Here is a 21,873-nt window from a genome sequence, read left to right as displayed (position 1 = left end):
ATGGCCGCTTTTTTCCCCTTGGGCTTTCGGATTACGGGTTATGGAGTCCCAGGGCTGTGTGCCCCTAGCGTGTGCTTGTCCTCCCAGAGCCGCCCGGCTCGACAAGAACAACACAAGGGGAAGTCGCGATGCCTGCCTGCCGCCATCTGCTCTGGCTGTTCCTGCCTAGCCTGTCGCCCGCCTGGTCATCCTTCGAGGAAGGGAGCGCCAGCCTCGAGGCCCGCAACGTCTACCTCAACCGAGATTTTCGTGAAGGCGTCGGCCAGTCCAGGCGCGAGGAGTGGGGGCAGGGGCTGGTGCTGCGGCTGGCTTCGGGGCACACCGAGGGCAGCATCGGCTTCGGCCTGGATGCGGTGGCGATGCTGGGCCTCAAGCTGGATTCCAGCCCGGCGCGTAGCGGTAGTGGAATGCTGCCGGTAGGCAGTGACGGGCGCTCGCGGGACGAATTTTCCTGGGCCAGCTTCACCGGCAAGATGCAGGCTTCGCGCAGCCAGCTGCGGATTGGGCATCTGGAGCCGCCCAGCTCTCCGGCACTGCGGCCGAACGACGGACGTATCCTGCCGCAGACCTACGAGGGCGCCTGGTTCGAGCTGCGCGAACTCGACGGGTTGGAACTCGATGCCGGCCGCCTGACCCGCGTCCACCAGCGTAACGCCAGTGGCGCGCAAGACCCGGCCCTGGCCAATCCGTACCGGCGCTTCCCGCGGGTGGAGGCTCCGCACTACGACATGCTCGGGCTGTTCTGGCGCCCGGATCCCGGGCACTGGCTCGGCTACCAACTGGCCAGGCTGGACGAGGTCTATCTGCAGCACCACATCGCCGGTGCCTTCAGCCAGGTCCTGGGGCGTGGGCAGCTGCGTGGCGAGTTGCGTCTGAGCCAGGCCGAGGAAACCGGTGCCGCCAGGGCCGGCGAACTGGACAACCGCACCGTCCACGGATTTCTCGCCTACGGCCTGGGACCCCATCGATTGCTTCTGGCACGCCAGCAGGTGGGGGGAGCCAACGGCTTTCCCTACCTGCTGGGCGCGGACCCCGCATTGCTCAACCTTTCCCAGATCAACGACTTCGGCAATGCCGGCGAGCGCTCCTGGCAGTGGCGTTACGACCATGACTTCACGGCGTTGGGCCTGCCGGGATTCAGTGCCCTGATTCGCCGAGTTTCCAGCGAGGGCGCGCGGATACCGGGGCTGGCCGGCACTCATCACGCCCGGGAGCGGGACATCGAGTTCAGGTATCAGCCACGGCAGGGGCCGCTCAAGGACCTGAGCGTGCGGCTGCGCTTCGCCCACCTGCGGGGGGATTACGTGCGGGATACCGACGAGGTCCGCCTGCAGATCGGCTATACGCGAGCCATCTGGTGATGTCGGTCTTCACTACGGGAGGGTTCCCCATGCGTCTCAGTACAATCCTGCTTCTGGCCCTGGTGCTCGCGCACACTGCCTCGGCTCAGCAGCCCGTGGCGGAAATCCGTCCGGGCTTCCTGGCGGGCTACCTGGAAGCGCAGGCGCGGCCGGACAGCCTGCTGCTGGTGCCGCCGCCACCGGCGCCGGGCACCGCCGAGCATGCGCTGGACCTGGCCGTGGCGGAGCGCCAGCAGGCCCTGCGCGATACCCCGCGCTGGCAGGTGGCGATCGCAGACGCGCGGTTGCGTTTCCCCGAGGCGGCTGAGGCGTTCTCCTGTGCCTTGCAGGCGCCCATCGACGAGCAGCGCACGCCCAGTCTCTATCGAGTGCTCCGGCGTACCCTGGCCGATGCGGGGCTGGCAACCTATGGCGCCAAGAACCGCTACGCCAGGGGGCGCCCCTTTGCCGTACTGAAGCGGGTGTCCTGCACCCCGGAGGACGAGGCCAAGCTGGCTGTGGATGGCGCCTACCCCTCGGGGCACAGCGCCATCGGCTGGACCTGGGCGCTGCTGCTCAGCCAGCTGGCGCCGGAGCGGGGCGACGCGCTGATGGCGCGGGGCCGGGCCTTCGGCGAGAGCCGGCTGGTGTGCGGCGTGCACTGGCACAGCGATGTCAGGGCCGGCCGCGAGATAGGCGCGGCCACCTTTGCGCGGTTACAGGCCGACCCGCTGTTTCGCGCCGACATGCGCGCCGCCGCGGGCGAGATGGCGCGGCTTCGTGCCGAGGGCGTCCAGCCCCTTCGCGACTGTGCCGGGGAGGTGGACGCCCTGGCGCACTGAGCGGGTGCGGATCGGTTAACATCGAGGCACTTTTCCGTGGATGCAGGAGCCCGCGATGGCTGCCGAGCAGTACCCGCCCCATATCCGTCCTGGCGAGCGCGTCGTGCTCTTCGACGGAGTCTGCAAGCTGTGCAACGGCTGGGCGAGGTTCCTCATCCGCCATGATCGGGCCCGTGTGTTCAAGCTGGCTTCGGTGCAGTCCCCGGAAGGCCAGGCGATCCTGCGCTGGTTCGGCCTGCCCACCGACAGCTTCGCCACCCTGCTCTATGTCGAAGGCCGCCAGCTGTTCGTCCGCTCCGATGCCATCACCAGCATTCTGCGCCAGCTGCCGGCACCCTGGCCGGCGCTGGCGGTGTTCCGCTTCCTGCCTCTGGGCCTGCGCGACTGGTGCTACGACCGCGTCGCGCTGAACCGCTACCGCCTGTTCGGCCGATATGACGTCTGCCTGTTGCCGTCCCCCGACCACGAGGGGCGCTTCCTCGATGCCGATCGCTGAGCGCTTCCGACCGTTTTTCCGCACCCATCCATCGAGTCCCCAATGACCGACCTGCTCACTTCACGGCGGCGCGATGCGCTGCGCATGGCCGGGCGTTTCGTCGCGCCCTATCGCTGGCGTGTGCTGGGCGCACTGCTGGCCTTGCTGTTCACCGCCGGCATCACCCTGTCCATGGGGCAGGGTATCCGCCTGCTGGTGGACCAGGGCCTGGCGACCCAGTCGGAGGCGGCGCTGCGGCATTCGATCATGCTGTTCTTCGGCCTGGTGCTGGCCCTGGCGCTGGGTACCTTTACCCGTTTCTATCTGGTGTCCTGGATAGGCGAGCGTTTTGTCGCGGATATCCGCAAGCGCGTGTTCGACCACCTGATCCAGCTGCATCCCGGTTTCTACGAGAGCAACCGCGCCTCGGAGATCCAGTCGCGGCTGACCGCCGATACCACCTTGCTGCAATCGGTCATCGGTTCGTCGCTGTCCATGGCGTTGCGCAACGGCATCATGCTGGTGGGTGGCATCGGCCTCTTGTTCGTGACCAACCCCAAGCTCACCGGGATCGTGCTGCTGGCGTTGCCGCTGGTACTGGCGCCGATCCTCGTTTTCGGCCGGCGGGTGCGGCGCCTGTCGCGGCAGAGCCAGGACCGGGTCGCCGATGTCGGCGTCTATGTCGGCGAGACCCTGGGGCAGATCAAGACGGTGCAGGCCTACAACCATCAACCCCAGGACCGCCAGCGTTTCGCGCGCACGGTGGAAGGGGCGTTCGACACGGCGCGGCAGCGCATCGCCCAGCGCGCCTGGCTGATCACCCTGGTGATCGTGCTGGTGCTGGGGGCGGTGGGCGTGATGCTCTGGGTGGGTGGGACGGATGTGATAGCCGGGCGCATATCCCCCGGCGACCTGGCTGCCTTTGTGTTCTACAGCCTGATCGTGGGCGCAGCCTTTGGCGCCATCAGCGAAGTGATCGGCGAGCTGCAGAGTGCGGCCGGCGCCGCGGAGCGTATCGCCGAACTGCTGCAGGCACGCAATCTGATCCACGGCCCCGAGGACGGGCGGGTGACACTGCCGGCGCGGGTAAGCGGGCGTATCGAGATGGACGCCGTGCGCTTCGCCTATCCCGGTCGGCCCGAAGTGAACGCGCTGGACGATGTCAGCCTGACCGTGCGCCCTGGCGAAACCCTGGCGCTGGTGGGGCCTTCCGGAGCCGGCAAGTCGACGGTCTTCGAGCTGTTGCTGCGCTTCTTCGATCCCCAGGCGGGCACTATTCGGGTGGAAGGCGTGGAGCTCAGGCAGCTCGACCCGGCGGACCTGCGTCGCTGCTTCGCCCTGGTGTCCCAGAACCCCGCCCTGTTCTATGGCAGCGTCGAGGACAACATCCGCTATGGCCGTCCCGGCGCCAGCGATGCCGAGGTGGAAGCCGCGGCCCGCGCGGCCCATGCCCATGAGTTCATCGCCCTTCTGCCACAGGGCTACCGGACGCACCTGGGGGAGGGCGGCATCGGCCTCTCCGGCGGCCAGCGGCAGCGCCTGGCGATTGCCCGCGCGTTGCTGGTGGACGCGCCCATCCTGCTACTGGACGAGGCCACCAGCGCCCTGGATGCGGAAAGCGAACACCTGATCCAGCAGGCCCTGCCGGCGCTGATGAGCGGGCGTACCACCCTGGTGATCGCCCACCGCCTGGCCACGGTGCAGAACGCCGACCGCATCGCGGTGATGGAGCGGGGCAGGGTGGTGGCGGTTGGCAGTCACGCGCAACTGGTGGCCACCAGCCCGCTCTACGCGCGGCTGGCCGAGCTGCAGTTCGGTAGTCGGGAAGAGGCGGGCGCGGAATAACTCATTGGCACGACCCATCCGGACTGCCACAACCTACTCGCTTTCCTCAGGCGCAATAAAAAAAAGGTTCTTCGCGGATTCAGGGGGAAGAGCGAGTTGACAGTCAGGGAAGTGGGTAGATTGGCAGTCGCCAAACGAACCAACCCCCACTCCCTGCTGCCGCCGTGAATCCTATTGATCTTGCCCAGTTCTGGCCAGGCTACGAGGTCGTCGCCTGTCGCCAAGCCACTCACGACACCCTGCTGATTGAGCTCGAACCTCAAGCCGGCTCCCTCCCCAAATGTGGCCGCTGTCACCAAGACTGCCCGCTGATCCACGAGCGGCGAATCCGCCAGGTGCGTGACCGTGACCTGCTGGATCAGCGCGTGCTGCTCCAACTGCCGGTGCGTCGCGTCGATTGCCTGGATTGTGGGCGGGTGACCGAGCGGATCGACTGGCTGGAGCCGGCGTCACGCCTGACTCAGCGTTTGCGCGTCTGGCTCGAGGGTTTGCTGCAATTGCTGCCGATCAGTCACGTCAGCCGCCTCACTGGCCTGCATTGGCACACGCTCAAGACGCTCGACAAGCGCCGCCTGGACGCCTCGGTTGGCGCGTTTGAGCCAGGCGAGGTGCGTCGGCTGGTGATGGACGAGTTTGCCCTGCACAAGGGGCATCGTTACGCCACGGTGATCATGGATGCCGAGCGCACGCGGGTGCTGTGGGTCGGGCATGGCAACAGCCGTGAGGCGATCCGTCCGTTCTTCGAATTGCTCGGCGAGCACTGCCGGCAGATCGAGGCGGTGGCCATGGACATGAACACCGCCTTCGACCTCGAGGTGAAACGGCATTGCCCGCAGGCCGAGGTGGTGTACGACCTGTTCCACGTGGTGGCGCGCTACGGCCGGGACGTGATCGACCGGATCCGGGTCGACCAGGCCAACCGCCTGCGCGAAGACAAACCGGCGCGCAAGGTGGTCAAGCAGAGCCGCTGGCTGCTGCTGCGCAATCGCGAAAACCTCAAGGGCGGACAGGCCGTGCAGTTGCAGGAATTGCTCGCGGCCAACCAGCCACTGGCCACGGCCTACGTGCTCAAGGATGCATTAAAGGAAATCTGGTACGCCCCCAGTGTGCAGGACGGCTGGCGGCGCTGGCGAACCTGGCTGCGGCACGCCCGGGACAGCGGCTTGGCGCCGCTCCAACGCTTTGCCAGGAACCTCAAGCGTTACGCGCGCGGCATCCTCGCCAGCGCCCGTTTCCCCTTGCACACCAGCCAGCTGGAAGGGGTGAACAACCGCATCAAAGTGATCAAGCGCATGGCCTATGGCTTCCGCGACTCGGCCTACTTCTTCCTGAAAATCAAGGCCGCCTTCCCCGGGAAAGCGCGATGAACCAAAAAAAAGGGGATGCCAATGGCATCCCCTTTTTCATTCAGGACAGGCTTCAGACGACCGGTTTGGTCTCGTCCTTGGCTTCGTCCTTCTCTTCTTCGGCCTTGGTCTCGGTCGCTTCGGCCAGTTGCTCGGTTTGCTCGGTTTGCTCGGCCGGAGCCTCGACAACCTGTTCAACGGCAGCTTCGACCTGCTGCTCGGCGGCAACCACTTCCTCTTCCACGCCGGCGATGGCGTGGGCGGCAGCGGAGACCGGCTCGGCGGCGGCTACGGCTTCGACGGCCTTGGTAGCGGACTCATTGGCTTCCTTGGCCAGGCGCTCGGCTTCACGCTGACGACGGCGCACTTCACGCGGGTCGTTGGCAGCGCGACCGCCACTGACGACAGCGGGGGCCGGAGCCACTTCTGCCGATTCGGCGACGACTTCAGCGATCGGGGCTTCCACTACCGGAGCGGCAACAGGTGCTTCGACCACGGCTTCAACCGGAGCGGCTTCGACAACCTGGGGTGCGTCGAACTCGATCGGAGCCTGCTCGACCACTTGAGCCTGCTCGGCGACCGGAGCGGTTTCCTCGGCCGGAACTACGACGGCTTCGGCAACCTGAGCTTCGACAACCTCGGTTTCGACAACCACGGCTTCCACAACCTGGGAATCGGCCTGGGCCGGCGCTTCCTGGGTCGATTCGGCCAGCACTTCGGTGGCGACTACAGCAGTAGCGGCTACGGCAGCGACCTGGACGGCTTCAGCGGGAGAGGCCTGCTCGGCTTCTTCCTGGCCTTCCTGACCTTCGACGATCTCGTCGCCGTTGGCTTCACGCTGACGCTCGCGGCGGTTGCTGCGGCGGCGCTGGCCACGGGAGCGGCGGCGAGGACGTTCGCCATCGGCGCCTTCCTGATCGTCGTCCAGCAGCTCTTCGTTGTTCAGCAGCTCTTCGTCGACCACCTCGGCCGCGGCCATTTCGGCACGTGGCTGGCGTTCTTCGCGAGGCTGACGCTCTTCACGGGGCTGGCGTTCTTCGCGGGCCGGACGCTCAGCGCGTTCGCCACGCTCGCGACGACCTTCCTGGCCTTCACGGGCTTCGCGCGGCTGGCGCTCTTCACGTGGCTGGCGCTCTTCGCGCGATTCACGGGGCTGACGCTCCTCACGGGGCTGACGCTCTTCGCGAGGCTGACGTTCCTCACGCGGCTGGCGCTCTTCACGCGGTTCGCGCGGCTGGCGCTCCTCACGGGGCTGACGCTCTTCGCGCGGCTGGCGTTCTTCACGGGCCGGACGCTCGCGACGACCTTCCTGGCCTTCGCGGGCTTCGCGCGGCTGGCGCTCTTCACGCGGCTTGCGCTCTTCGTCGCGGCGGCCTTCACGGCCCTCACGACCTTCGCGGCCGTCACGGCGACGGTTCTGCTGGCGGCTGTTGCGACGCTCTTCACCGCGCGGCTGGCGCTCGGTAGCGGGCTTCTCGGCTTCGACCTTGGGTTCTTCCTTGCCGGCGAACAGGCCTACCAGGGACTTCACCAGGCCCTTGAACAGGCTGGGTTCCGGAGCCGGGGTGGGCGGTGCCAGCGGGGCGGCCGGAACCGGTGCCGGAACGGGACGCTCGGGAGAAACGGTCTTCACCGCGGCTTCCTGGCGAACCAGGGTGCGGGTGGAGCTGACCGGCTGGATTTCTTCAGCTTCGGCCGGGGTCATTTCGTAGCTGGACTGGCTGCTCTGTACTTCCGGGCTGTCGTCGCGCAGGCGCTGGACTTCGAAGTGCGGAGTTTCCAGGTGGTCGTTCGGCAGGATGACGATGCGCGCACGGGTGCGCAGCTCGATCTTGGTGATGCTGTTGCGCTTCTCGTTGAGCAGGAAGGCGGCAACCGGGATCGGTACCTGGGCGCGAACTTCGGCGGTGCGGTCCTTGAGGGCTTCTTCCTCGATCAGGCGCAGGATGGCCAGAGAGAGGGATTCGACGTCACGGATGATGCCCTGGCCGTCGCAACGGGGGCAGACGATGCCGCTGGTCTCGCCGAGGGACGGACGCAGGCGCTGACGGGACATTTCCAGCAGGCCGAAGCGGGAGATGCGACCGATCTGCACGCGGGCGCGGTCGGCTTCCAGGGCTTCGCGGACTTTCTCTTCCACGGCGCGCTGGTTCTTGGCCGGGGTCATGTCGATGAAGTCGATGACGATCAGGCCACCGATGTCACGCAGGCGCAGCTGGCGGGCGATTTCCTCAGCCGCTTCCAGGTTGGTCTGCAGTGCGGTTTCCTCGATGTCGCCACCCTTGGTCGCGCGAGCCGAGTTGATGTCGATGGACACCAGGGCTTCGGTCGGGTCGATGACGATGGAGCCGCCGGACGGCAGCTTCACTTCACGCTGGAAGGCGGTTTCGATCTGGCTTTCGATCTGGAAGCGGTTGAACAGCGGAACGCTGTCCTGGTACAGCTTGATCTTGCTCTGGTACTGCGGCATCACCTGGCGAATGAAGCTGAGGGCTTCTTCGTGGGCTTCGACGCTGTCGACCAGCACTTCGCCGATGTCCTGGCGCAGGTAGTCGCGGATGGCGCGGATGATGACGTTGCTTTCCTGGTAGATCAGGAAGGGGGCGCCACGCTCACCGGAAGCTTCCTTGATGGCGCTCCAGAGTTGCAGCAGGTAGTCCAGGTCCCATTGCAGCTCTTCGCTGGAACGGCCCAGGCCCGCGGTGCGCACGATCAGGCCCATGTCGGCCGGGGCGTCGAGGCCGTTCAGCGCTTCACGCAGTTCGTTGCGCTCTTCGCCTTCGATGCGGCGGGAGATGCCACCGGCGCGGGGGTTGTTCGGCATCAGTACCAGGTAACGGCCGGCGAGGCTGATGAAGGTGGTCAGGGCAGCGCCCTTGTTGCCACGCTCTTCTTTCTCGACCTGGACGATGACTTCCTGGCCTTCGCTGAGCACTTCCTTGATGTTGATGCGACCTTCAGGAGACTTCTTGAAGTATTCTCGGGAGATTTCCTTGAGGGGCAGGAAGCCATGGCGCTCGGCGCCAAAGTCGACGAATGCGGCTTCGAGGCTGGGTTCGATGCGAGTGATCCGGCCCTTGTAGATGTTGGCTTTCTTCTGCTCGCGGGCACCCGATTCAATGTCCAGGTCGTACAGGCGTTGGCCGTCGACCAGTGCAACACGCAACTCTTCGGGCTGAGTCGCGTTAATCAGCATTCTTTTCATGTGGTACCAATGGGTTTCCGGGCTTCCGGAAACGGCGATTGGCGCACACGACTCTCGCGGTCGGTGTCAGGTGCGTGTCAGGGGCGGCAGGCCACCCCAGTGTCTAGCGAGCCCCAGCCAGTGGGGCCAGGATCGCGACTACGTCTCCTGCTTGCTGTCGTGACAGAAGCACTTTGTCAGGAGGAGGAATCAATGGTCGGTAGCGGACGAAATGAAGCGTCTTGAAACTACGCAGTCCGACGATTGTGCATCTCCACCCTACACTTATCCCTTGAAAATCGGGTGCCGCTCGCTGAATCCGTAGCGGGTTGCATTTACCGCGATCGCCCATTTGAAAGGGTGATCGCGCGTCATGGCTCAAGGCTTTTGTTTCGGAAAAATCGCGGTCATTGCGGCGAATTTTCTGTAGGACGGCCTCACGTCCTGAAAGGGTTGCAGCGGTTAGGGCGGCAGAATTGGCGAACGCCCCGAAACCAGGCCGCTTTTGGCGGCGTTCGCGACTATAGCAGTAATCATTAAGTGCTTCAAATCCATAAAAAATTGTTATGATACGCAGATGAATACTCCCGCCTCTCCAGCCTCCAGCGTCCAGCTGCTTGAGGTTGCGCCGGAATATGCCGGCCAACGCATCGATAATTTCCTACGCACTCAGTTGAAAGGTGCGCCCAAGACATTGATTTATCGCATCCTTCGCAAGGGCGAAGTCCGCGTGAACAAGGGGCGGATCAAACCTGAGTACAAGCTGCAGGCGGGCGATATCATCCGTGTTCCGCCGCTGCGCCTGTCCGAGCCCGACGAGCCGGCACCGGTCGCCCAGGGGCTGCTGGAGCGGCTGGAAAGCGCCATCGTCTACGAAGACAAGGCCCTGATCGTGCTGAACAAGCCGGCGGGCATCGCCGTGCACGGTGGTAGCGGTCTCAGCTTCGGCGTGATCGAGGCCTTCCGTCAGTTGCGCCCCGAGTCGAAGGACCTGGAACTGGTGCATCGCCTGGATCGGGATACCTCCGGCCTGCTGATGATCGCCAAGAAGCGCAGCATGCTGCGCCACTTGCACGAAGCGCTGCGCGGCGACGGTGTCGACAAGCGCTACCTGGCGTTGGTGCGCGGTAGCTGGCCGACTTCGAAGAAGAAGGTCAGTGCGCCCTTGCTGAAGAACAACCTGCGTTCGGGTGAGCGCATGGTCGAGGTGAATCCCGAGGGCAAGGAGGCGCTGACCGAGTTTCGCGTGGTGCGCCGCTTCGGTGAGTTCGCCACCCTGGTGGAGGCGAGTCCGATCACCGGCCGCACGCACCAGATCCGTGTGCATGCCAAGCATGCCGGTCATTCCATTGCCGGCGACCCCAAGTACGGTGATGAGGATTTCACTCGCGAAATTCGCGATCTGGGCGGCAAGCGGTTGTTCCTGCACGCCCATTCGCTGGCCATCACGCTGCCCGACGGCGGTGAGCTGAAGGTGGAAGCGCCGGTGGACGAGATGTGGCAGAAAACCCTGGAGCGTCTCGGTGCCTGATTACCAGCTGCTGATCTTCGATTGGGATGGCACGCTGGTGGATTCCATTGCCCGAATAGTTGAATCCATGCGTGTGGCGGCGGAGCAGACCGAGCTGCCCTGGCGAGACGATGCCGCCATCAAAGGCATCATCGGTCTCGGCCTGCCCGAGGCTATCGCCACCCTCTACCCGGAGCTCGACGATGCTCGGCTCATCGATGCATTCCGGCGCCGCTATGGCGAGCATTACAACGCGCTCGAATGTCAGCCTTCTCCGCTGTTCGAGGGCGTGGGCGAGGCGCTGGAGGCTTTCCGCTCGCAGGGCTACCGTTTGGCGGTGGCCACCGGCAAGAGTCGGCGTGGGTTGGATCACGTATTGGCTGGGCGGGGCTGGCTGGAGTACTTCGACGTCACGCGCTGCGCTGACGAGACCGCCAGCAAGCCCGATCCGCGGATGTTGCAGGAAATCCTCGCCCATTGCGGCGTGACCGCCGAGCGGGCGGTGATGGTGGGGGACTCGCCTTTCGATCTGCGCATGGCGCATCGGGCGGGCATGGATTGTGTTGCGGTGGGCTACGGCGCCCAGTCGCTCGCTGAGTTGCTCAAGGAGTCGCCGACGCTGGCGATCGAACGTTTCGACGAGTTGCGTCACTGGCTGGATGGTGACCTGAATCGGCAATCCCGAGAGGTGGAGCTCTATGTCTGACGAATGGAAAGAATCGGCTGCCGACAAGGCTGAACAGAAGAGCTGGAAGCTGCTGGAGAAGGCCGTGCTGGCTGGCGTCCAGGAGCAGCGCCGGGCGCGTCGCTGGGGGATTTTCTTCAAGCTGCTGACCTTCGCTTATCTGCTGGGCATCCTGGCGCTGTTCTCGCCGGCGCTGGATCTGCGCAAGAGTGCGGCGCGCAGCCAGGAGCACACTGCCCTCGTGGAGGTCCAGGGGATGATTGCCGACCAGGAGGCGGCCAGCGCCGACAATATCGTCACCAGTCTGCGTGCGGCCTTCGAGGATCCGAACACCAAGGGCGTGGTACTGCGCATCAACAGTCCGGGCGGCAGCCCGGTGCAGTCCGGCTATGTCTTCGACGAGATCCGCCGCCTGCGCGACAAGCACAAGGACATCAAGCTCTATGCCGTGATCTCCGACCTCGGAGCCTCCGGTGCCTATTACATCGCCAGTGCGGCCGACGAGATCTATGCCGACAAGGCCAGCCTGGTGGGCTCCATTGGTGTCACGGCGGCCAGCTTCGGTTTCGTCGATGCCATGAGCAAATTGGGTGTTGAGCGTCGCGTCTATACCTCCGGCGAGCACAAGGCCTTCCTCGATCCCTTCCAGCCGCAGAAGCAGGAAGAAACCCAGTTCTGGCAGAGCGTGCTGGATACCACCCATCAGCAGTTCATCGAAAGCGTGAAGAAGGGGCGTGGTGATCGGCTCAAGGTCGATGATCATCCCGAGCTCTTCAGTGGACTGGTGTGGTCCGGCGAGCAGGCCCTGGAGTTGGGGTTGGTGGACAAGCTCGGCAACGCCAGCTTCGTCGCCCGCGAGGTGGTCGGTGCCGAGGAGATCGTCGACTACACCGTGCAGGAGTCGCCGTTCGACCGCTTCACCCGGAAGTTCGGCGCCAGTGTCGCCGAGCGCCTGGCGCTGTGGATGGGGTTCCAGGGCCCCAGCCTGCGCTGATCGTCTCTCGTGCGAAAAGAAAGCCCGGCCAATGCCGGGCTTTCTTCCTTTTATATGGGGGCGGACTGCTTGGGTGTCAGGGTACTTGCACGCCTTCGGCCAGCAGCATGTCCACCAGGCGGATCAGTGGCAGGCCCACCAGGCTGGTGGCGTCGCTGCCTTCGGTGGCGCGGAACAGGCTGACGCCCAGGCCTTCGGCCTTGAAGCTGCCGGCGCAGTCGTAGGGCTGCTCCGCTTCCAGGTAGCGACCGATGCGTGCTTCGTCCAGGTCGCGGAAGTGCACGGTGAAGGGCACGCAATCCACCTGGAATTGGCCGGTTGCACTGTTCAGCAGTGCGAGGCCGGTCAGGAAGCTGACGCTGGTGCCGCTGGCGGCCAGCAATTGCTCGCGGGCGCGTTCGAAGTCGTGGGGCTTGCCGAGGATTCTCTCGCCGAGCACGGCGACCTGGTCGGAACCGATGATCAGGTGGTTGGGGTGCTGGTGGGCGAGGGCGCGGGCCTTTTCCAGGGCCAGTCGGCGCACCAGGGCTTCGGCGGGCTCTTGCGCCTGGCGGCTTTCATCGATGGCCGGTGCGCTCCAGCTGAAGGGCAGGCGCAGGCGTTCGAGTAGTTCGCGGCGGTAGGGTGAGCTGGATGCGAGCACCAGGGGTGGCATTGGCGATCTCCGGGCTGTGGGGCGGTGAATTCTATAGAGCCCTTTTACCCACGGACAATGCGGAAATTCTTTTGACAGGTCGGGTACCCATCCCTAGAATGTCGCGCCTATGTCGAATGGGCCGATTCCACCTCATGTAGATCCGCGCAAGCTGGCGGACCGCGAAGTCACTCTAGAGGGTGAGATCGCACTTGCCAGCCTGGAGCGACTCTGCGATCCCCTAGCGGACAACGCGGGCAGCATCCATGCAAGCCTGTCGTTCAGCCGTGAAGAACGTCGCCTGGTCGTTATCCGCAGCAAGATCGACGTTGAGGTCAAGATGGTTTGCCAGCGTTGTCTAGAGCTGGTCGCCCTGAACATCCACAGCGAATGTGATTACGCCGTGGTGAAAGAAGGGGCTGACAGTCAGTCGCTGCCGAAGGGCTATGACGTGCTGGAAGTGGGAGAAGATCCTCTGGATCTGCTGACTCTGGTCGAGGACGAGCTTCTGCTCGCCCTGCCTATAGTTCCGGCCCATGACCCTGAAGATTGCCAGCAGCCGGCGGGTGCCATCGAGCCCACGCCGAGCGAGGACGAGGTTCCGCGGTCCAACCCGTTCAGCGTACTGGCGCAGTTAAAGCGTGACCCAAACGTTTAGGAGTTAATTGATTATGGCTGTTCAGCAGAACAAAAAATCCCGCTCGGCACGCGATATGCGCCGTTCCCACGACGCTCTCGATGCCAACGCTCTGTCCGTTGAAAAAAGCACCGGTGAAGTTCACCTGCGCCACCACGTTTCCCCGGACGGTTTCTACCGCGGTCGCAAAGTGATCGACAAGGGCGCCGCCGAGTAATCCTTGGCTGCCTCGATCGTCGCGATTGATGCAATGGGCGGGGACTACGGTCCCCGCTGCATTGTTCCAGCCAGCATCGCCTGCCTGGCTGAACACCCCTCGCTCCACCTGGTCCTCGTCGGCCAAGCCCCCCTCCTTGAAGAATTAGTCGCCCGTGTTCCCGCGGTCGATCGCCAGCGCCTGCAAATCGAACATGCCAGCGAAGTGATCGCCATGGACGAGCGTCCTGCGCAAGCGTTGCGCGGCAAGCCCGATGCCTCCATGCGTGTCGCCCTCGACCTGGTGCGTAGCGGTCGTGCCCAGGCCTGTGTCAGTGCCGGCAACACCGGTGCGCTGATGGCGCTATCTCGCTATGTATTGAAAACCCTGCCGGGCATCGATCGTCCCGCCATGGTCAGTGCCATTCCCACCGCGCGCGGGTATTGCCATCTGCTGGACCTGGGCGCCAACGTCGACTGCAGCGCCGAGCATCTCTACCAGTTCGCCGTGATGGGGGCCGTCGCGGCTGAAGCGCTGGGTACGGCCAATCCGCGCGTGGCGCTGCTGAACGTGGGTACCGAGGACATCAAGGGCAACCAGCAGGTCAAGCTGGCCGCGAACCTGTTGCAGCAGGCCGAAGGCCTCAACTACATCGGCTTCATCGAAGGCGACGGTTTGTATCGCGGCGAAGCGGACGTGGTGGTGTGCGACGGTTTCGTCGGCAACATCCTGCTCAAGTCCAGCGAGGGTCTCGCCTCGATGATCTCCGCGCGCATGGAGGCGCTCTTCACCGAGAGCCTGGGCGCGCGCCTGGTGGGTTCGCTGGCCTTGCCGCTGCTGCGCAGGCTGCGCACCGACCTGACTCCCGCGCGCCACAATGGCGCGAGCTTCCTGGGCCTGCAGGGCATCGTCATCAAGAGTCATGGCTCGGCCGGTTCGGAAGGCTTCCAGAGCGCCATCCGTCGGGCGCTCGTGGAGGTTCGCGAGAATCTGCCGCAGCGGCTCCATGGTCGGCTGGAACATCTGTTGCTGTAGGATGTGACCGCTATCGGCAGCCTGTCATCCAACTGTCAGTTTCGTGCGCTTGGCTATGCCGGGCGCTCCTCTCCCTATACCGCCAGACAAGGGACCTCACTCAATGTCCGCATCCCTCGCTTTCGTGTTTCCCGGTCAGGGCTCCCAGTCTCTGGGCATGCTGGCCGAGCAGGGGGGCCAGAACAAACTGGTCCTGGATACTTTCGCTGAAGCCTCCGAGGCCCTCGGCTACGACCTCTGGGCATTGACCCAGCAGGGTCCGGAAGAACAGCTCAACCAGACCGACAAGACCCAGCCCGCGATCCTCACCGCCTCCATCGCCCTGTGGCGTCTGTGGCTGGCCGAAGGTGGCGCTCGTCCGGCTTTCGTCGCTGGTCACAGCCTGGGCGAATACTCCGCCCTGGTGGCCGCCGGCAGCCTGGGCTTCGCCGACGCGGTGAAGCTGGTGGAGCGTCGCGGTCAGCTGATGCAGCAGGCCGTTCCGGCCGGGCAGGGCGGCATGGCCGCGATCCTCGGCCTGGAAGACGCCGACGTGCTCGCCGCCTGTGCCGAAGCGGCGCAGGGTGATGTGGTCAGCGCCGTCAACTTCAACGCCCCCGGCCAGGTGGTAATCGCCGGTGGCAAGGCTGCGGTCGAGCGTGCCATCGAGGCCTGCAAGGCCCGTGGCGCCAAGCGCGCCATGGCGCTGCCGGTGAGCGTGCCATCCCACTGCGCGCTGATGAAGCCGGCCGCCGAGCGTTTCGCCGAGTCCGTCGAGGCGCTGGCCTGGCAGGCGCCGCAGATCCCGCTGGTGCAGAACGTCAGCGCCGCCGTGGTGGCCGACCTGGGCGTGCTCAAGGCGGACCTGCTGGCCCAGCTCTACAGCCCGGTACGCTGGGTGGAGTCGATGGTCAGCCTGTCCGAACAAGGCGTGACCGACCTGGTGGAGTGCGGCCCGGGCAAGGTGCTGTCCGGCCTGAACAAGCGCTGCGTGAAGGGTGTCAACACCCACAACCTGGATACCCCTGATGCTTTCGCAGCCGCCCGTGCTGCGCTGGCCTGAACAAGGAGAAGACCTATGAGTCTGCAAGGTAAGGTGGCATTGGTCACTGGTGCGAGCCGCGGCATTGGCCAGGCTATCGCTCTCGAACTGGGCCGTCAGGGCGCCGTGGTGATTGGCACCGCGACCTCCGCTTCCGGTGCCGAGCGCATCACCGAGTACCTCAAGAGCAACGGCATCGAAGGTACCGGCCTGGTGCTGGACGTCAGCAACGACGAGTCGGTTGCCAACACCCTGGAGCAGATCCAGAAGAACCAGGGCCAGCCGCTGATCCTGGTGAACAACGCCGGCATCACCCGCGACAACCTCATGCTGCGCATGAAGGACGACGAGTGGTTCGACGTCATCAACACCAACCTCAACAGCCTGTTCCGCCTGTCCAAGTCCGTCCTGCGCGGCATGACCAAGGCACGTTGGGGTCGCATCATCAACATCGGTTCGGTGGTGGGCTCCATGGGCAACGCCGGCCAGACCAACTACGCCGCCGCCAAGGCCGGCCTGGAAGGCTTCAGCCGCGCCCTGGCGCGTGAAGTCGGCTCCCGCGCCATCACCGTCAACGCGGTGGCGCCCGGTTTCATCGACACCGACATGACCCGCGAACTGCCGGAAGCCCAGCGCGACGCGCTGCTGACCCAGATTCCGCTGGGCCGCCTGGGGCAGGCCGAAGAGATCGCCAAGGTGGTGGGATTCCTCGCCTCCGATGGCGCTGCATACGTCACCGGAGCTACCATTCCGGTGAACGGCGGCATGTACATGAGCTGAATGTGACGAATCCCTTCAGGAAGCTGTCATATGGGCTGTCTAGAATTCGCTATAAGCGTGCAGCCGGGTTATAGACATTTCGTTGCGGCGATCCCGAAGGGGTTCAGGCGTTCAGCTTGAAATGCGGAAAACCCTTTCTATACACTGCAGCCCCAGCTGCACGGATTTTTCCATAGGAGTGAAAACACGGTATGAGCACCATCGAAGAACGCGTCAAGAAAATCGTCGCCGAGCAACTGGGCGTCAAAGAAGACGAAGTAACCAACAGCGCTTCCTTCGTTGAAGACCTGGGCGCCGATTCCCTTGACACCGTTGAGCTGGTGATGGCTCTGGAAGAGGAATTCGAGACCGAGATCCCGGACGAACAAGCCGAGAAGATCACCACCGTTCAGGAAGCCATCGACTACATCAACGCCCACGCGCAGTAATGTAGTCGTCGGTTCCCCGACGCGGAAAAGCCGCACGACCCGACTGGGCGTGCGGCTTTTCTTTAAGCCGATTGTTGAAAATCCACGGTGGGCGACCGCCGCTGCCGGGCTTTTCAAGAGTCTGTTAACCCGAACAACCGCCGTGTAGAGATTGATGAAGGAGAGCGCTGTGTCGCGTAGACGCGTCGTGGTCACTGGCCTTGGCATGCTGTCGCCGCTGGGTACCGATGTACCGAGCACCTGGCAGGGAATTCTGGCCGGTCGTAGTGGCATTGGCCTGATCGAACATATGGACCTGTCCGCCTATTCCACCCGCATCGGTGGTTCGGTGAAGGAGTTCGATGTCGAGCAATACCTGTCGGCCAAGGAAGCGCGAAAGCTCGACCTGTTCATCCAGTACGGCCTCGCCGCGAGCTTCCAGGCCGTGCGCGATTCCGGCCTGGAAGTCACCGATGCCAACCGCGAGCGCATTGGCGTGGCCATGGGTTCCGGTATCGGCGGCCTGACCAATATCGAGAACAACTGCAAGTCCCTGCACGAGCAGGGCCCGCGCCGTATCTCGCCGTTCTTCGTGCCCGGTTCGATCATCAACATGGTGTCCGGCTTCCTGTCGATCCACCTGGGTATCCAGGGGCCGAACTACGCCATCGCCACCGCCTGCACCACCGGTACCCACTGCATCGGCATGGCCGCACGCAACATCGCCTATGGCGAGGCCGACGTGATGATCGCCGGTGGCTCCGAGATGGCCGCCTGCGGCCTGGGCCTGGGCGGCTTCGGTGCGGCTCGTGCGATGTCCACCCGCAATGACGACCCGACCCGCGCCAGCCGTCCCTGGGACAAGGGCCGCGATGGCTTCGTGCTGTCCGACGGTGCCGGCGCCCTGGTGCTGGAAGAGCTCGAGCACGCGAAGGCCCGTGGCGCGACCATCTACGCCGAGCTGATCGGCTTCGGCATGAGCGGCGACGCCTTCCACATGACTTCGCCGCCCGAAGACGGCGCCGGTGCTGCGCGCTGCATGCGCAATGCCCTGCGTGATTCCGGTCTGAACGCCGACCAGGTGCAGTACGTGAACGCGCACGGTACGTCCACCTCGGCTGGCGACCTGGCCGAAGCCATGGCGCTCAAGTCTGTGTTCGGCGAGCACGCCTACCAGTTCGCGGTCAGCTCCACCAAGTCCATGACCGGTCACCTGCTGGGTGCCGCGGGTGCCGTGGAAGCGATCTTCAGCGTCCTCGCCCTGCGCGATCAGGTAGCGCCGCCCACCATCAACCTGGAAGAGCCGGACGAAGGCTGCGACCTCGACTTCGTGCCTCACGAAGCGCGCTCCATGCCCATCGACGTGGTGTTGTCCAACTCCTTCGGCTTTGGTGGCACCAACGGCTCCCTGGTGTTCCGCAGGTTCCAGGACTGATGCCGAGCTGGGTCGACGGCCATCCGGCCGAGTCGCTGTCCATCAAGGATCGCGGCCTGGCCTACGGCGATGGATTGTTCGAAACCATCGCCGTACGCGCCGGTCGACCCCCGCTTCTCGAGTACCACCTGGCGCGCCTGGCCGAAGGCTGTCGGCGCCTGGGTATCGCCCTCGATCTTGCGCTGATGCGCACCGAGCTGCTGGCCTTCTCGGCCGGGTTGGGGGAGGGCGTCGCCAAGCTGATGATCACTCGCGGCGAAGGCTTGCGCGGCTACGCTCCGCCACCCGTGGCGTTGCCCCGACGCATCCTGCAGAGCAGCGCTTTCCCGGCCTACCCCGAGGCCAATGCCGAGCAGGGCGTGCGGCTCTTCCCTTGCGCCACCCGCCTCGCGGAGCAGCCGCTGCTGGCTGGCCTCAAGCATCTCAATCGCCTGGAACAGGTCCTCGCCCGAGCCGAATGGCAGGGTGGCGAGTTCGCCGAGGGATTGATGCGTGATCAGTCCGGGCGAGTGATCGAGGCGGTGTTCAGCAACCTGTTCCTGGTGCGCGACGGCGGCCTGGTCACCCCCGATTTGTCCCGCTGCGGCGTCGCCGGTGTGATGCGTGCGGCGCTTCTGGGCAGTGCCCGCGCACAGGGGATCGAGGTCGACGTACGCGATGTCTCGTACGGCGAACTCCTCCAGGCCGACGAGGTCTTTCTCTGCAACAGCCTCTTCGGTATCTGGCCAGTGCGTTCGGTAACAGAGCAAAACTGGCCGGTCGGGCCGCTGACCCGTAAACTTCAGGCCATCGCCCGCGATCTACTGGACATCTGATTCGTGATACGCAAATTCCTGCTGATGCTGGAGGCAGGCCTGCTTCTCGCCGGCCTGCTGGTGGCCTTTGCCGGCTGGCAGCAGCACGTCACCCTCGAGCAACCCCTGAACATCTCCTCCGAAAGGATGCTGGACGTACCGGCTGGCGCCACCCCCGGCGGCCTGCTGAACCGGCTGGAGGAGGAGGGCGTTCTGAACAATGCCTTCTGGCTGCGCCAGTACTGGCGCTTCAACCTCTCCAACGCATCCCTGCACAGCGGCGAATACCGCATGACGCCGGGCATGAGCGCCGCCGACCTGCTGGGGCTCTGGCAGCGCGGCGAGGTGGTGCAGTACAGCGTGACCCTGGTGGAGGGCTGGAACTTCCGTCAGGTGCGTGCGGCGCTGGCCAAGCAGGCCAAGCTGGAGCAGACCCTGGCGGACGTCAGCGACGCCGAACTCATGGCGCGCATCGGGCGTCCCGGCGAGTACCCGGAAGGCCGCTTCTTCCCCGACACCTACCGATTTGTGCGGGGAATGCGCGACATCGACATTCTCAAGCAGGCCCGCGAACGCCTGGACCAGGTGCTGGCCGAGGAGTGGGAGCGGCGCGCCGATCCGTTGCCTTACAACGATCCGTATCAGGCGCTGATCATGGCTTCCCTGGTGGAGAAGGAAACCGGCGTGCCCAGCGAGCGCGAAGAGATCGCCGGCGTCTTCGTACGGCGCCTGCGCACCGGCATGCTGCTGCAGACCGACCCTACCGTGATCTATGGCCTGGGCGAGCGCTACGCCGGCAACCTGACCCGCGACCACCTGCGCGAGCCGACGCCCTACAACACCTATGTCATCAGCGGCCTGCCGCCGACCCCCATTGCCCTTGCCGGGCGTGAGGCGATCCGCGCCGCGTTGCATCCGGCGTCGGGCAAGAGCCTCTACTTCGTCGCACGCGGCGACGGCAGCCATGTATTCTCCGAGACCCTGGGCGAGCACAACCAGGCCGTGCGCGACTTCCAGTTGAAGCGCCGCAGCGACTACCGCTCGAGCCCGGCCCCGCAATGAATAAGGACACCCTGTGAGCGGTCTGTTCATCACCCTGGAAGGCCCGGAAGGCGCCGGCAAAAGCACCAACCGCGAGTACCTCGCCGAGCGTCTGCGCGAGCGGGGTATCGAGGTCGTACTGACCCGCGAGCCGGGCGGCACGCCCCTGGCCGAGCGCATCCGCGAGCTCCTGCTGACCCCCAGTGACGAGACCATGGGTGCGGACACCGAGCTGCTGCTGGTCTTCGCTGCCCGCGCCCAGCACCTGGCCGGCGTGATCAAGCCGGCCCTGGCCCGTGGCGCCGTGGTGCTGTGCGACCGCTTCACCGATGCGACCTACGCCTACCAGGGTGGCGGTCGCGGCCTGCCGGAAGCGCGCATCGCGCTGCTGGAGAATTTCGTCCAGGGCGATCTGCGCCCGGATCTGACCCTGGTCTTCGACCTGCCGGTGGAGATCGGCCTGAGCCGCGCTGCCGCCCGTGGTCGCCTGGACCGTTTCGAGCAGGAGCAACGCAGCTTCTTCGATGCGGTGCGGCATACCTACCTGCGCCGCGCCGAGGCCGCAAAGGAGCGCTACCGGGTGATCGACGCCGCGCTGCCGCTGGCGGAGGTGCAGGCCAACCTCTACACGCTGCTGCCGGAACTGCTGGAGCGCTGCAATGGCTGAGGCCTACCCCTGGCAGGACAGCCTCTGGCAACAACTGGCCGGCCGTCCGCGCCACGCCCATGCCTACCTGCTGCACGGGCCGGCCGGCATCGGCAAGCGTGCCCTGGCCGAGCGGCTGATGGCGCGCCTGCTCTGCCAGAAGCCCGTTGGCACCGATGCCTGTGGCCTGTGCAAGGCCTGTCTGCTGTTGGCGGCCAACACCCATCCGGATGCCTTCGTGCTGGAGCCGGAGGAAGCCGACAAGGCCATCCGCGTCGACCAGGTGCGCGAACTGGTGGAGTTCGTGGTCCAGACCGCGCAGCTCGGCGGACGCAAGGTGGTGCTGCTGGAGCCGGCGGAGGCGATGAACATCAACGCATCCAACGCCCTGCTGAAAAGCCTGGAAGAACCTTCCGGCGACACCGTGCTGCTGCTGGTCAGCCACCAGCCCAGTCGCCTGCTGCCGACCATCAAGAGCCGCTGCCAGCAGCAGGCCTGTCCGCTGCCTGGCACGGAGCAGAGCCAGGCCTGGTTGAAGGCGGCGCTGCCCGAGGCGTCGCCCGAGCAATTGCAGGAGCTGCTGGTCCTGGCCGGCGGTTCGCCGCTTTCCGTCCTGCGCCTGGAAGGCCAGGGCGTGCGCACGCAAAGGGCCGAGGTGGTGGAGGGGGTGAAGAAGCTGCTCAAGCAGCAGGTGGGCGCGAGTCAATTGGCCGAGGGCTGGAACGCCGTGCCCTTGCCCCTGCTGTTCGACTGGTTCTGCGACTGGGTCCAACTGATGCTGCGCTACCAGCTCACCCGTGACGAAAGCGGCCTGGGGCTGGGCGATATGCACAAGGTGGTGCAGTACCTGGCCGACAAGGCGCCGCAGCACAAGGTCCTGGCAATGCAGGACTGGCTGCTGCAACAGCGGCAGAAGGTCATCAACAAGGCCAACCTCAACCGTGTCTTGCTTCTCGAAGCGCTGCTGGTGCGGTGGGCAAGCCTGCCCGGACCGGGCTAGAATCGGTGGCTGAACCAGCTTGCTAG

Annotated in this window: 21 protein-coding genes; 19 read left to right on the top strand and 2 right to left on the bottom strand. The window is 65.1% G+C overall.

The genetic code is table 11. The features are described 5' to 3' along the window. Positions 1 to 128 precede the first annotated feature (128 nt). The 5 genes from PCA10_RS18930 to PCA10_RS18910 all read left to right on the top strand — a co-directional run bounded on the left by PCA10_RS18930 (position 129) and on the right by PCA10_RS18910 (position 5,869). Entirely contained in the window at positions 129 to 1,361 is a 1,233-nt protein-coding gene (locus PCA10_RS18930) for an OprD family outer membrane porin (RefSeq protein WP_016493675.1), read from the top strand. Between the two features lie 29 nt (positions 1,362 to 1,390). After that, the gene (locus PCA10_RS18925) at positions 1,391 to 2,182 is read left to right on the top strand and encodes an acid phosphatase (RefSeq protein ID WP_016493674.1); all 792 of its coding nucleotides are present in this window, start codon (positions 1,391 to 1,393) and stop codon (positions 2,180 to 2,182) included. 55 nt (positions 2,183 to 2,237) lie between these two features. Then, complete coding sequence (locus PCA10_RS18920) at positions 2,238 to 2,678, top strand: thiol-disulfide oxidoreductase DCC family protein (RefSeq protein ID WP_016493673.1); 441 nt, start codon at positions 2,238 to 2,240, stop codon at positions 2,676 to 2,678. A gap of 42 nt (positions 2,679 to 2,720) precedes the next feature. After that, positions 2,721 to 4,502 (top strand): ABC transporter transmembrane domain-containing protein, encoded by a 1,782-nt coding sequence (locus tag PCA10_RS18915; RefSeq protein ID WP_016493672.1) that lies wholly within the window; start codon positions 2,721 to 2,723, stop codon positions 4,500 to 4,502. A gap of 164 nt (positions 4,503 to 4,666) precedes the next feature. Next, positions 4,667 to 5,869 (top strand): ISL3 family transposase, encoded by a 1,203-nt coding sequence (locus tag PCA10_RS18910; RefSeq protein ID WP_016493671.1) that lies wholly within the window; start codon positions 4,667 to 4,669, stop codon positions 5,867 to 5,869. Between the two features lie 52 nt (positions 5,870 to 5,921). Here PCA10_RS18910 and rne read toward each other — a convergent pair whose 3' ends face one another. Next, a complete protein-coding gene (gene rne, locus PCA10_RS18905) occupies positions 5,922 to 9,053 on the bottom strand; it encodes a ribonuclease E (protein WP_041770355.1) in 3,132 nt (1,043 codons plus the stop codon). Between the two features lie 556 nt (positions 9,054 to 9,609). Between rne and rluC the strand changes: the two genes are divergently transcribed. The 3 genes from rluC to sppA are packed head-to-tail and all read left to right on the top strand — an operon-like array spanning position 9,610 to position 12,221. Next, the gene (rluC, locus tag PCA10_RS18900) at positions 9,610 to 10,563 is read left to right on the top strand and encodes a 23S rRNA pseudouridine(955/2504/2580) synthase RluC (protein ID WP_016493669.1); all 954 of its coding nucleotides are present in this window, start codon (positions 9,610 to 9,612) and stop codon (positions 10,561 to 10,563) included. Further along, positions 10,556 to 11,248 carry an HAD-IA family hydrolase gene (locus PCA10_RS18895; RefSeq protein WP_016493668.1) on the top strand — a complete coding sequence of 231 codons (693 nt, stop codon included), beginning with the start codon at positions 10,556 to 10,558 and terminating at the stop codon, positions 11,246 to 11,248. Before rluC ends, PCA10_RS18895 begins: the two co-directional genes overlap by 8 nt. Continuing rightward, the gene (gene sppA / locus PCA10_RS18890) at positions 11,241 to 12,221 is read left to right on the top strand and encodes a signal peptide peptidase SppA (RefSeq protein WP_016493667.1); all 981 of its coding nucleotides are present in this window, start codon (positions 11,241 to 11,243) and stop codon (positions 12,219 to 12,221) included. The genes PCA10_RS18895 and sppA overlap by 8 nt, the downstream gene beginning before the upstream one ends. 76 nt (positions 12,222 to 12,297) lie before the next feature. Here the strand turns inward: sppA and PCA10_RS18885 are convergent, their stop codons facing one another. Next, a complete protein-coding gene (locus PCA10_RS18885; protein WP_016493666.1) occupies positions 12,298 to 12,876 on the bottom strand; it encodes a Maf family protein in 579 nt (192 codons plus the stop codon). 109 nt (positions 12,877 to 12,985) lie between these two features. On the opposite strand from PCA10_RS18885, the gene PCA10_RS18880 reads away from it, so the two are divergent. From PCA10_RS18880 to PCA10_RS18830, 11 genes are all read left to right on the top strand, one after another. After that, complete coding sequence (locus PCA10_RS18880) at positions 12,986 to 13,513, top strand: YceD family protein (protein ID WP_016493665.1); 528 nt, start codon at positions 12,986 to 12,988, stop codon at positions 13,511 to 13,513. A gap of 13 nt (positions 13,514 to 13,526) precedes the next feature. Continuing rightward, complete coding sequence (gene rpmF / locus PCA10_RS18875; protein ID WP_004422311.1) at positions 13,527 to 13,709, top strand: 50S ribosomal protein L32; 183 nt, start codon at positions 13,527 to 13,529, stop codon at positions 13,707 to 13,709. Between the two features lie 33 nt (positions 13,710 to 13,742). Beyond that, complete coding sequence (gene plsX, locus PCA10_RS18870) at positions 13,743 to 14,723, top strand: phosphate acyltransferase PlsX (protein WP_016493664.1); 981 nt, start codon at positions 13,743 to 13,745, stop codon at positions 14,721 to 14,723. Between the two features lie 103 nt (positions 14,724 to 14,826). Further along, positions 14,827 to 15,765 carry an ACP S-malonyltransferase gene (gene fabD / locus PCA10_RS18865; RefSeq protein ID WP_016493663.1) on the top strand — a complete coding sequence of 313 codons (939 nt, stop codon included), beginning with the start codon at positions 14,827 to 14,829 and terminating at the stop codon, positions 15,763 to 15,765. Between the two features lie 15 nt (positions 15,766 to 15,780). After that, positions 15,781 to 16,524: a 3-oxoacyl-ACP reductase FabG gene (gene fabG, locus PCA10_RS18860; protein WP_016493662.1), complete on the top strand. Its 744-nt coding sequence runs from the start codon at positions 15,781 to 15,783 to the stop codon at positions 16,522 to 16,524. A gap of 191 nt (positions 16,525 to 16,715) precedes the next feature. After that, on the top strand, positions 16,716 to 16,952 hold the full coding sequence (acpP, locus tag PCA10_RS18855; RefSeq protein ID WP_016493661.1) for an acyl carrier protein: 237 nt from the start codon (positions 16,716 to 16,718) through the stop codon (positions 16,950 to 16,952). 169 nt (positions 16,953 to 17,121) lie between these two features. Then, the gene (fabF, locus tag PCA10_RS18850) at positions 17,122 to 18,366 is read left to right on the top strand and encodes a beta-ketoacyl-ACP synthase II (RefSeq protein WP_041770354.1); all 1,245 of its coding nucleotides are present in this window, start codon (positions 17,122 to 17,124) and stop codon (positions 18,364 to 18,366) included. After that, positions 18,366 to 19,181, top strand: a complete 816-nt coding sequence (gene pabC, locus PCA10_RS18845) for an aminodeoxychorismate lyase (protein WP_016493659.1) — start codon at positions 18,366 to 18,368, stop codon at positions 19,179 to 19,181. Before fabF ends, pabC begins: the two co-directional genes overlap by 1 nt. Positions 19,182 to 19,184: 3 nt before the next feature. After that, on the top strand, positions 19,185 to 20,222 hold the full coding sequence (gene mltG, locus PCA10_RS18840) for an endolytic transglycosylase MltG (protein ID WP_016493658.1): 1,038 nt from the start codon (positions 19,185 to 19,187) through the stop codon (positions 20,220 to 20,222). 13 nt (positions 20,223 to 20,235) lie between these two features. Further along, on the top strand, positions 20,236 to 20,868 hold the full coding sequence (gene tmk / locus PCA10_RS18835) for a dTMP kinase (protein ID WP_016493657.1): 633 nt from the start codon (positions 20,236 to 20,238) through the stop codon (positions 20,866 to 20,868). Next, a complete protein-coding gene (locus tag PCA10_RS18830) occupies positions 20,861 to 21,847 on the top strand; it encodes a DNA polymerase III subunit delta' (RefSeq protein ID WP_016493656.1) in 987 nt (328 codons plus the stop codon). The genes tmk and PCA10_RS18830 overlap by 8 nt, the downstream gene beginning before the upstream one ends. The last annotated feature ends 26 nt before the right edge of the window (positions 21,848 to 21,873 follow it).

Origin of the sequence: Pseudomonas resinovorans NBRC 106553 (assembly GCF_000412695.1) — a bacterium.
In the GTDB taxonomy this organism is placed as follows: Bacteria; Pseudomonadota; Gammaproteobacteria; order Pseudomonadales; family Pseudomonadaceae; genus Metapseudomonas; species Metapseudomonas resinovorans_A.
Note: the sequence above shows the minus strand (reverse complement) of the source record. Positions and strands in the feature narration are given on the sequence as shown.

Excerpts from the sequence above, each read along its gene's own strand:
- PCA10_RS18930 (WP_016493675.1), top strand. The coding sequence starts at position 129 with ATGCCTGCCTGCCGCCATCTGCTCTGGCTGTTCCTGCCTAGCCTGTCG.
- PCA10_RS18925 (WP_016493674.1), top strand. The coding sequence starts at position 1,391 with ATGCGTCTCAGTACAATCCTGCTTCTGGCCCTGGTGCTCGCGCACACT.
- PCA10_RS18920 (WP_016493673.1), top strand. The coding sequence starts at position 2,238 with ATGGCTGCCGAGCAGTACCCGCCCCATATCCGTCCTGGCGAGCGCGTC.
- PCA10_RS18915 (WP_016493672.1), top strand. The coding sequence starts at position 2,721 with ATGACCGACCTGCTCACTTCACGGCGGCGCGATGCGCTGCGCATGGCC.
- rne (WP_041770355.1), bottom strand. The coding sequence starts at position 9,053 with ATGAAAAGAATGCTGATTAACGCGACTCAGCCCGAAGAGTTGCGTGTT.
- rluC (WP_016493669.1), top strand. The coding sequence starts at position 9,610 with ATGAATACTCCCGCCTCTCCAGCCTCCAGCGTCCAGCTGCTTGAGGTT.
- sppA (WP_016493667.1), top strand. The coding sequence starts at position 11,241 with ATGTCTGACGAATGGAAAGAATCGGCTGCCGACAAGGCTGAACAGAAG.
- PCA10_RS18885 (WP_016493666.1), bottom strand. The coding sequence starts at position 12,876 with ATGCCACCCCTGGTGCTCGCATCCAGCTCACCCTACCGCCGCGAACTA.
- PCA10_RS18880 (WP_016493665.1), top strand. The coding sequence starts at position 12,986 with ATGTCGAATGGGCCGATTCCACCTCATGTAGATCCGCGCAAGCTGGCG.
- rpmF (WP_004422311.1), top strand. The coding sequence starts at position 13,527 with ATGGCTGTTCAGCAGAACAAAAAATCCCGCTCGGCACGCGATATGCGC.
- plsX (WP_016493664.1), top strand. The coding sequence starts at position 13,743 with ATGGGCGGGGACTACGGTCCCCGCTGCATTGTTCCAGCCAGCATCGCC.
- fabD (WP_016493663.1), top strand. The coding sequence starts at position 14,827 with ATGTCCGCATCCCTCGCTTTCGTGTTTCCCGGTCAGGGCTCCCAGTCT.
- fabG (WP_016493662.1), top strand. The coding sequence starts at position 15,781 with ATGAGTCTGCAAGGTAAGGTGGCATTGGTCACTGGTGCGAGCCGCGGC.
- acpP (WP_016493661.1), top strand. The coding sequence starts at position 16,716 with ATGAGCACCATCGAAGAACGCGTCAAGAAAATCGTCGCCGAGCAACTG.
- pabC (WP_016493659.1), top strand. The coding sequence starts at position 18,366 with ATGCCGAGCTGGGTCGACGGCCATCCGGCCGAGTCGCTGTCCATCAAG.
- PCA10_RS18830 (WP_016493656.1), top strand. The coding sequence starts at position 20,861 with ATGGCTGAGGCCTACCCCTGGCAGGACAGCCTCTGGCAACAACTGGCC.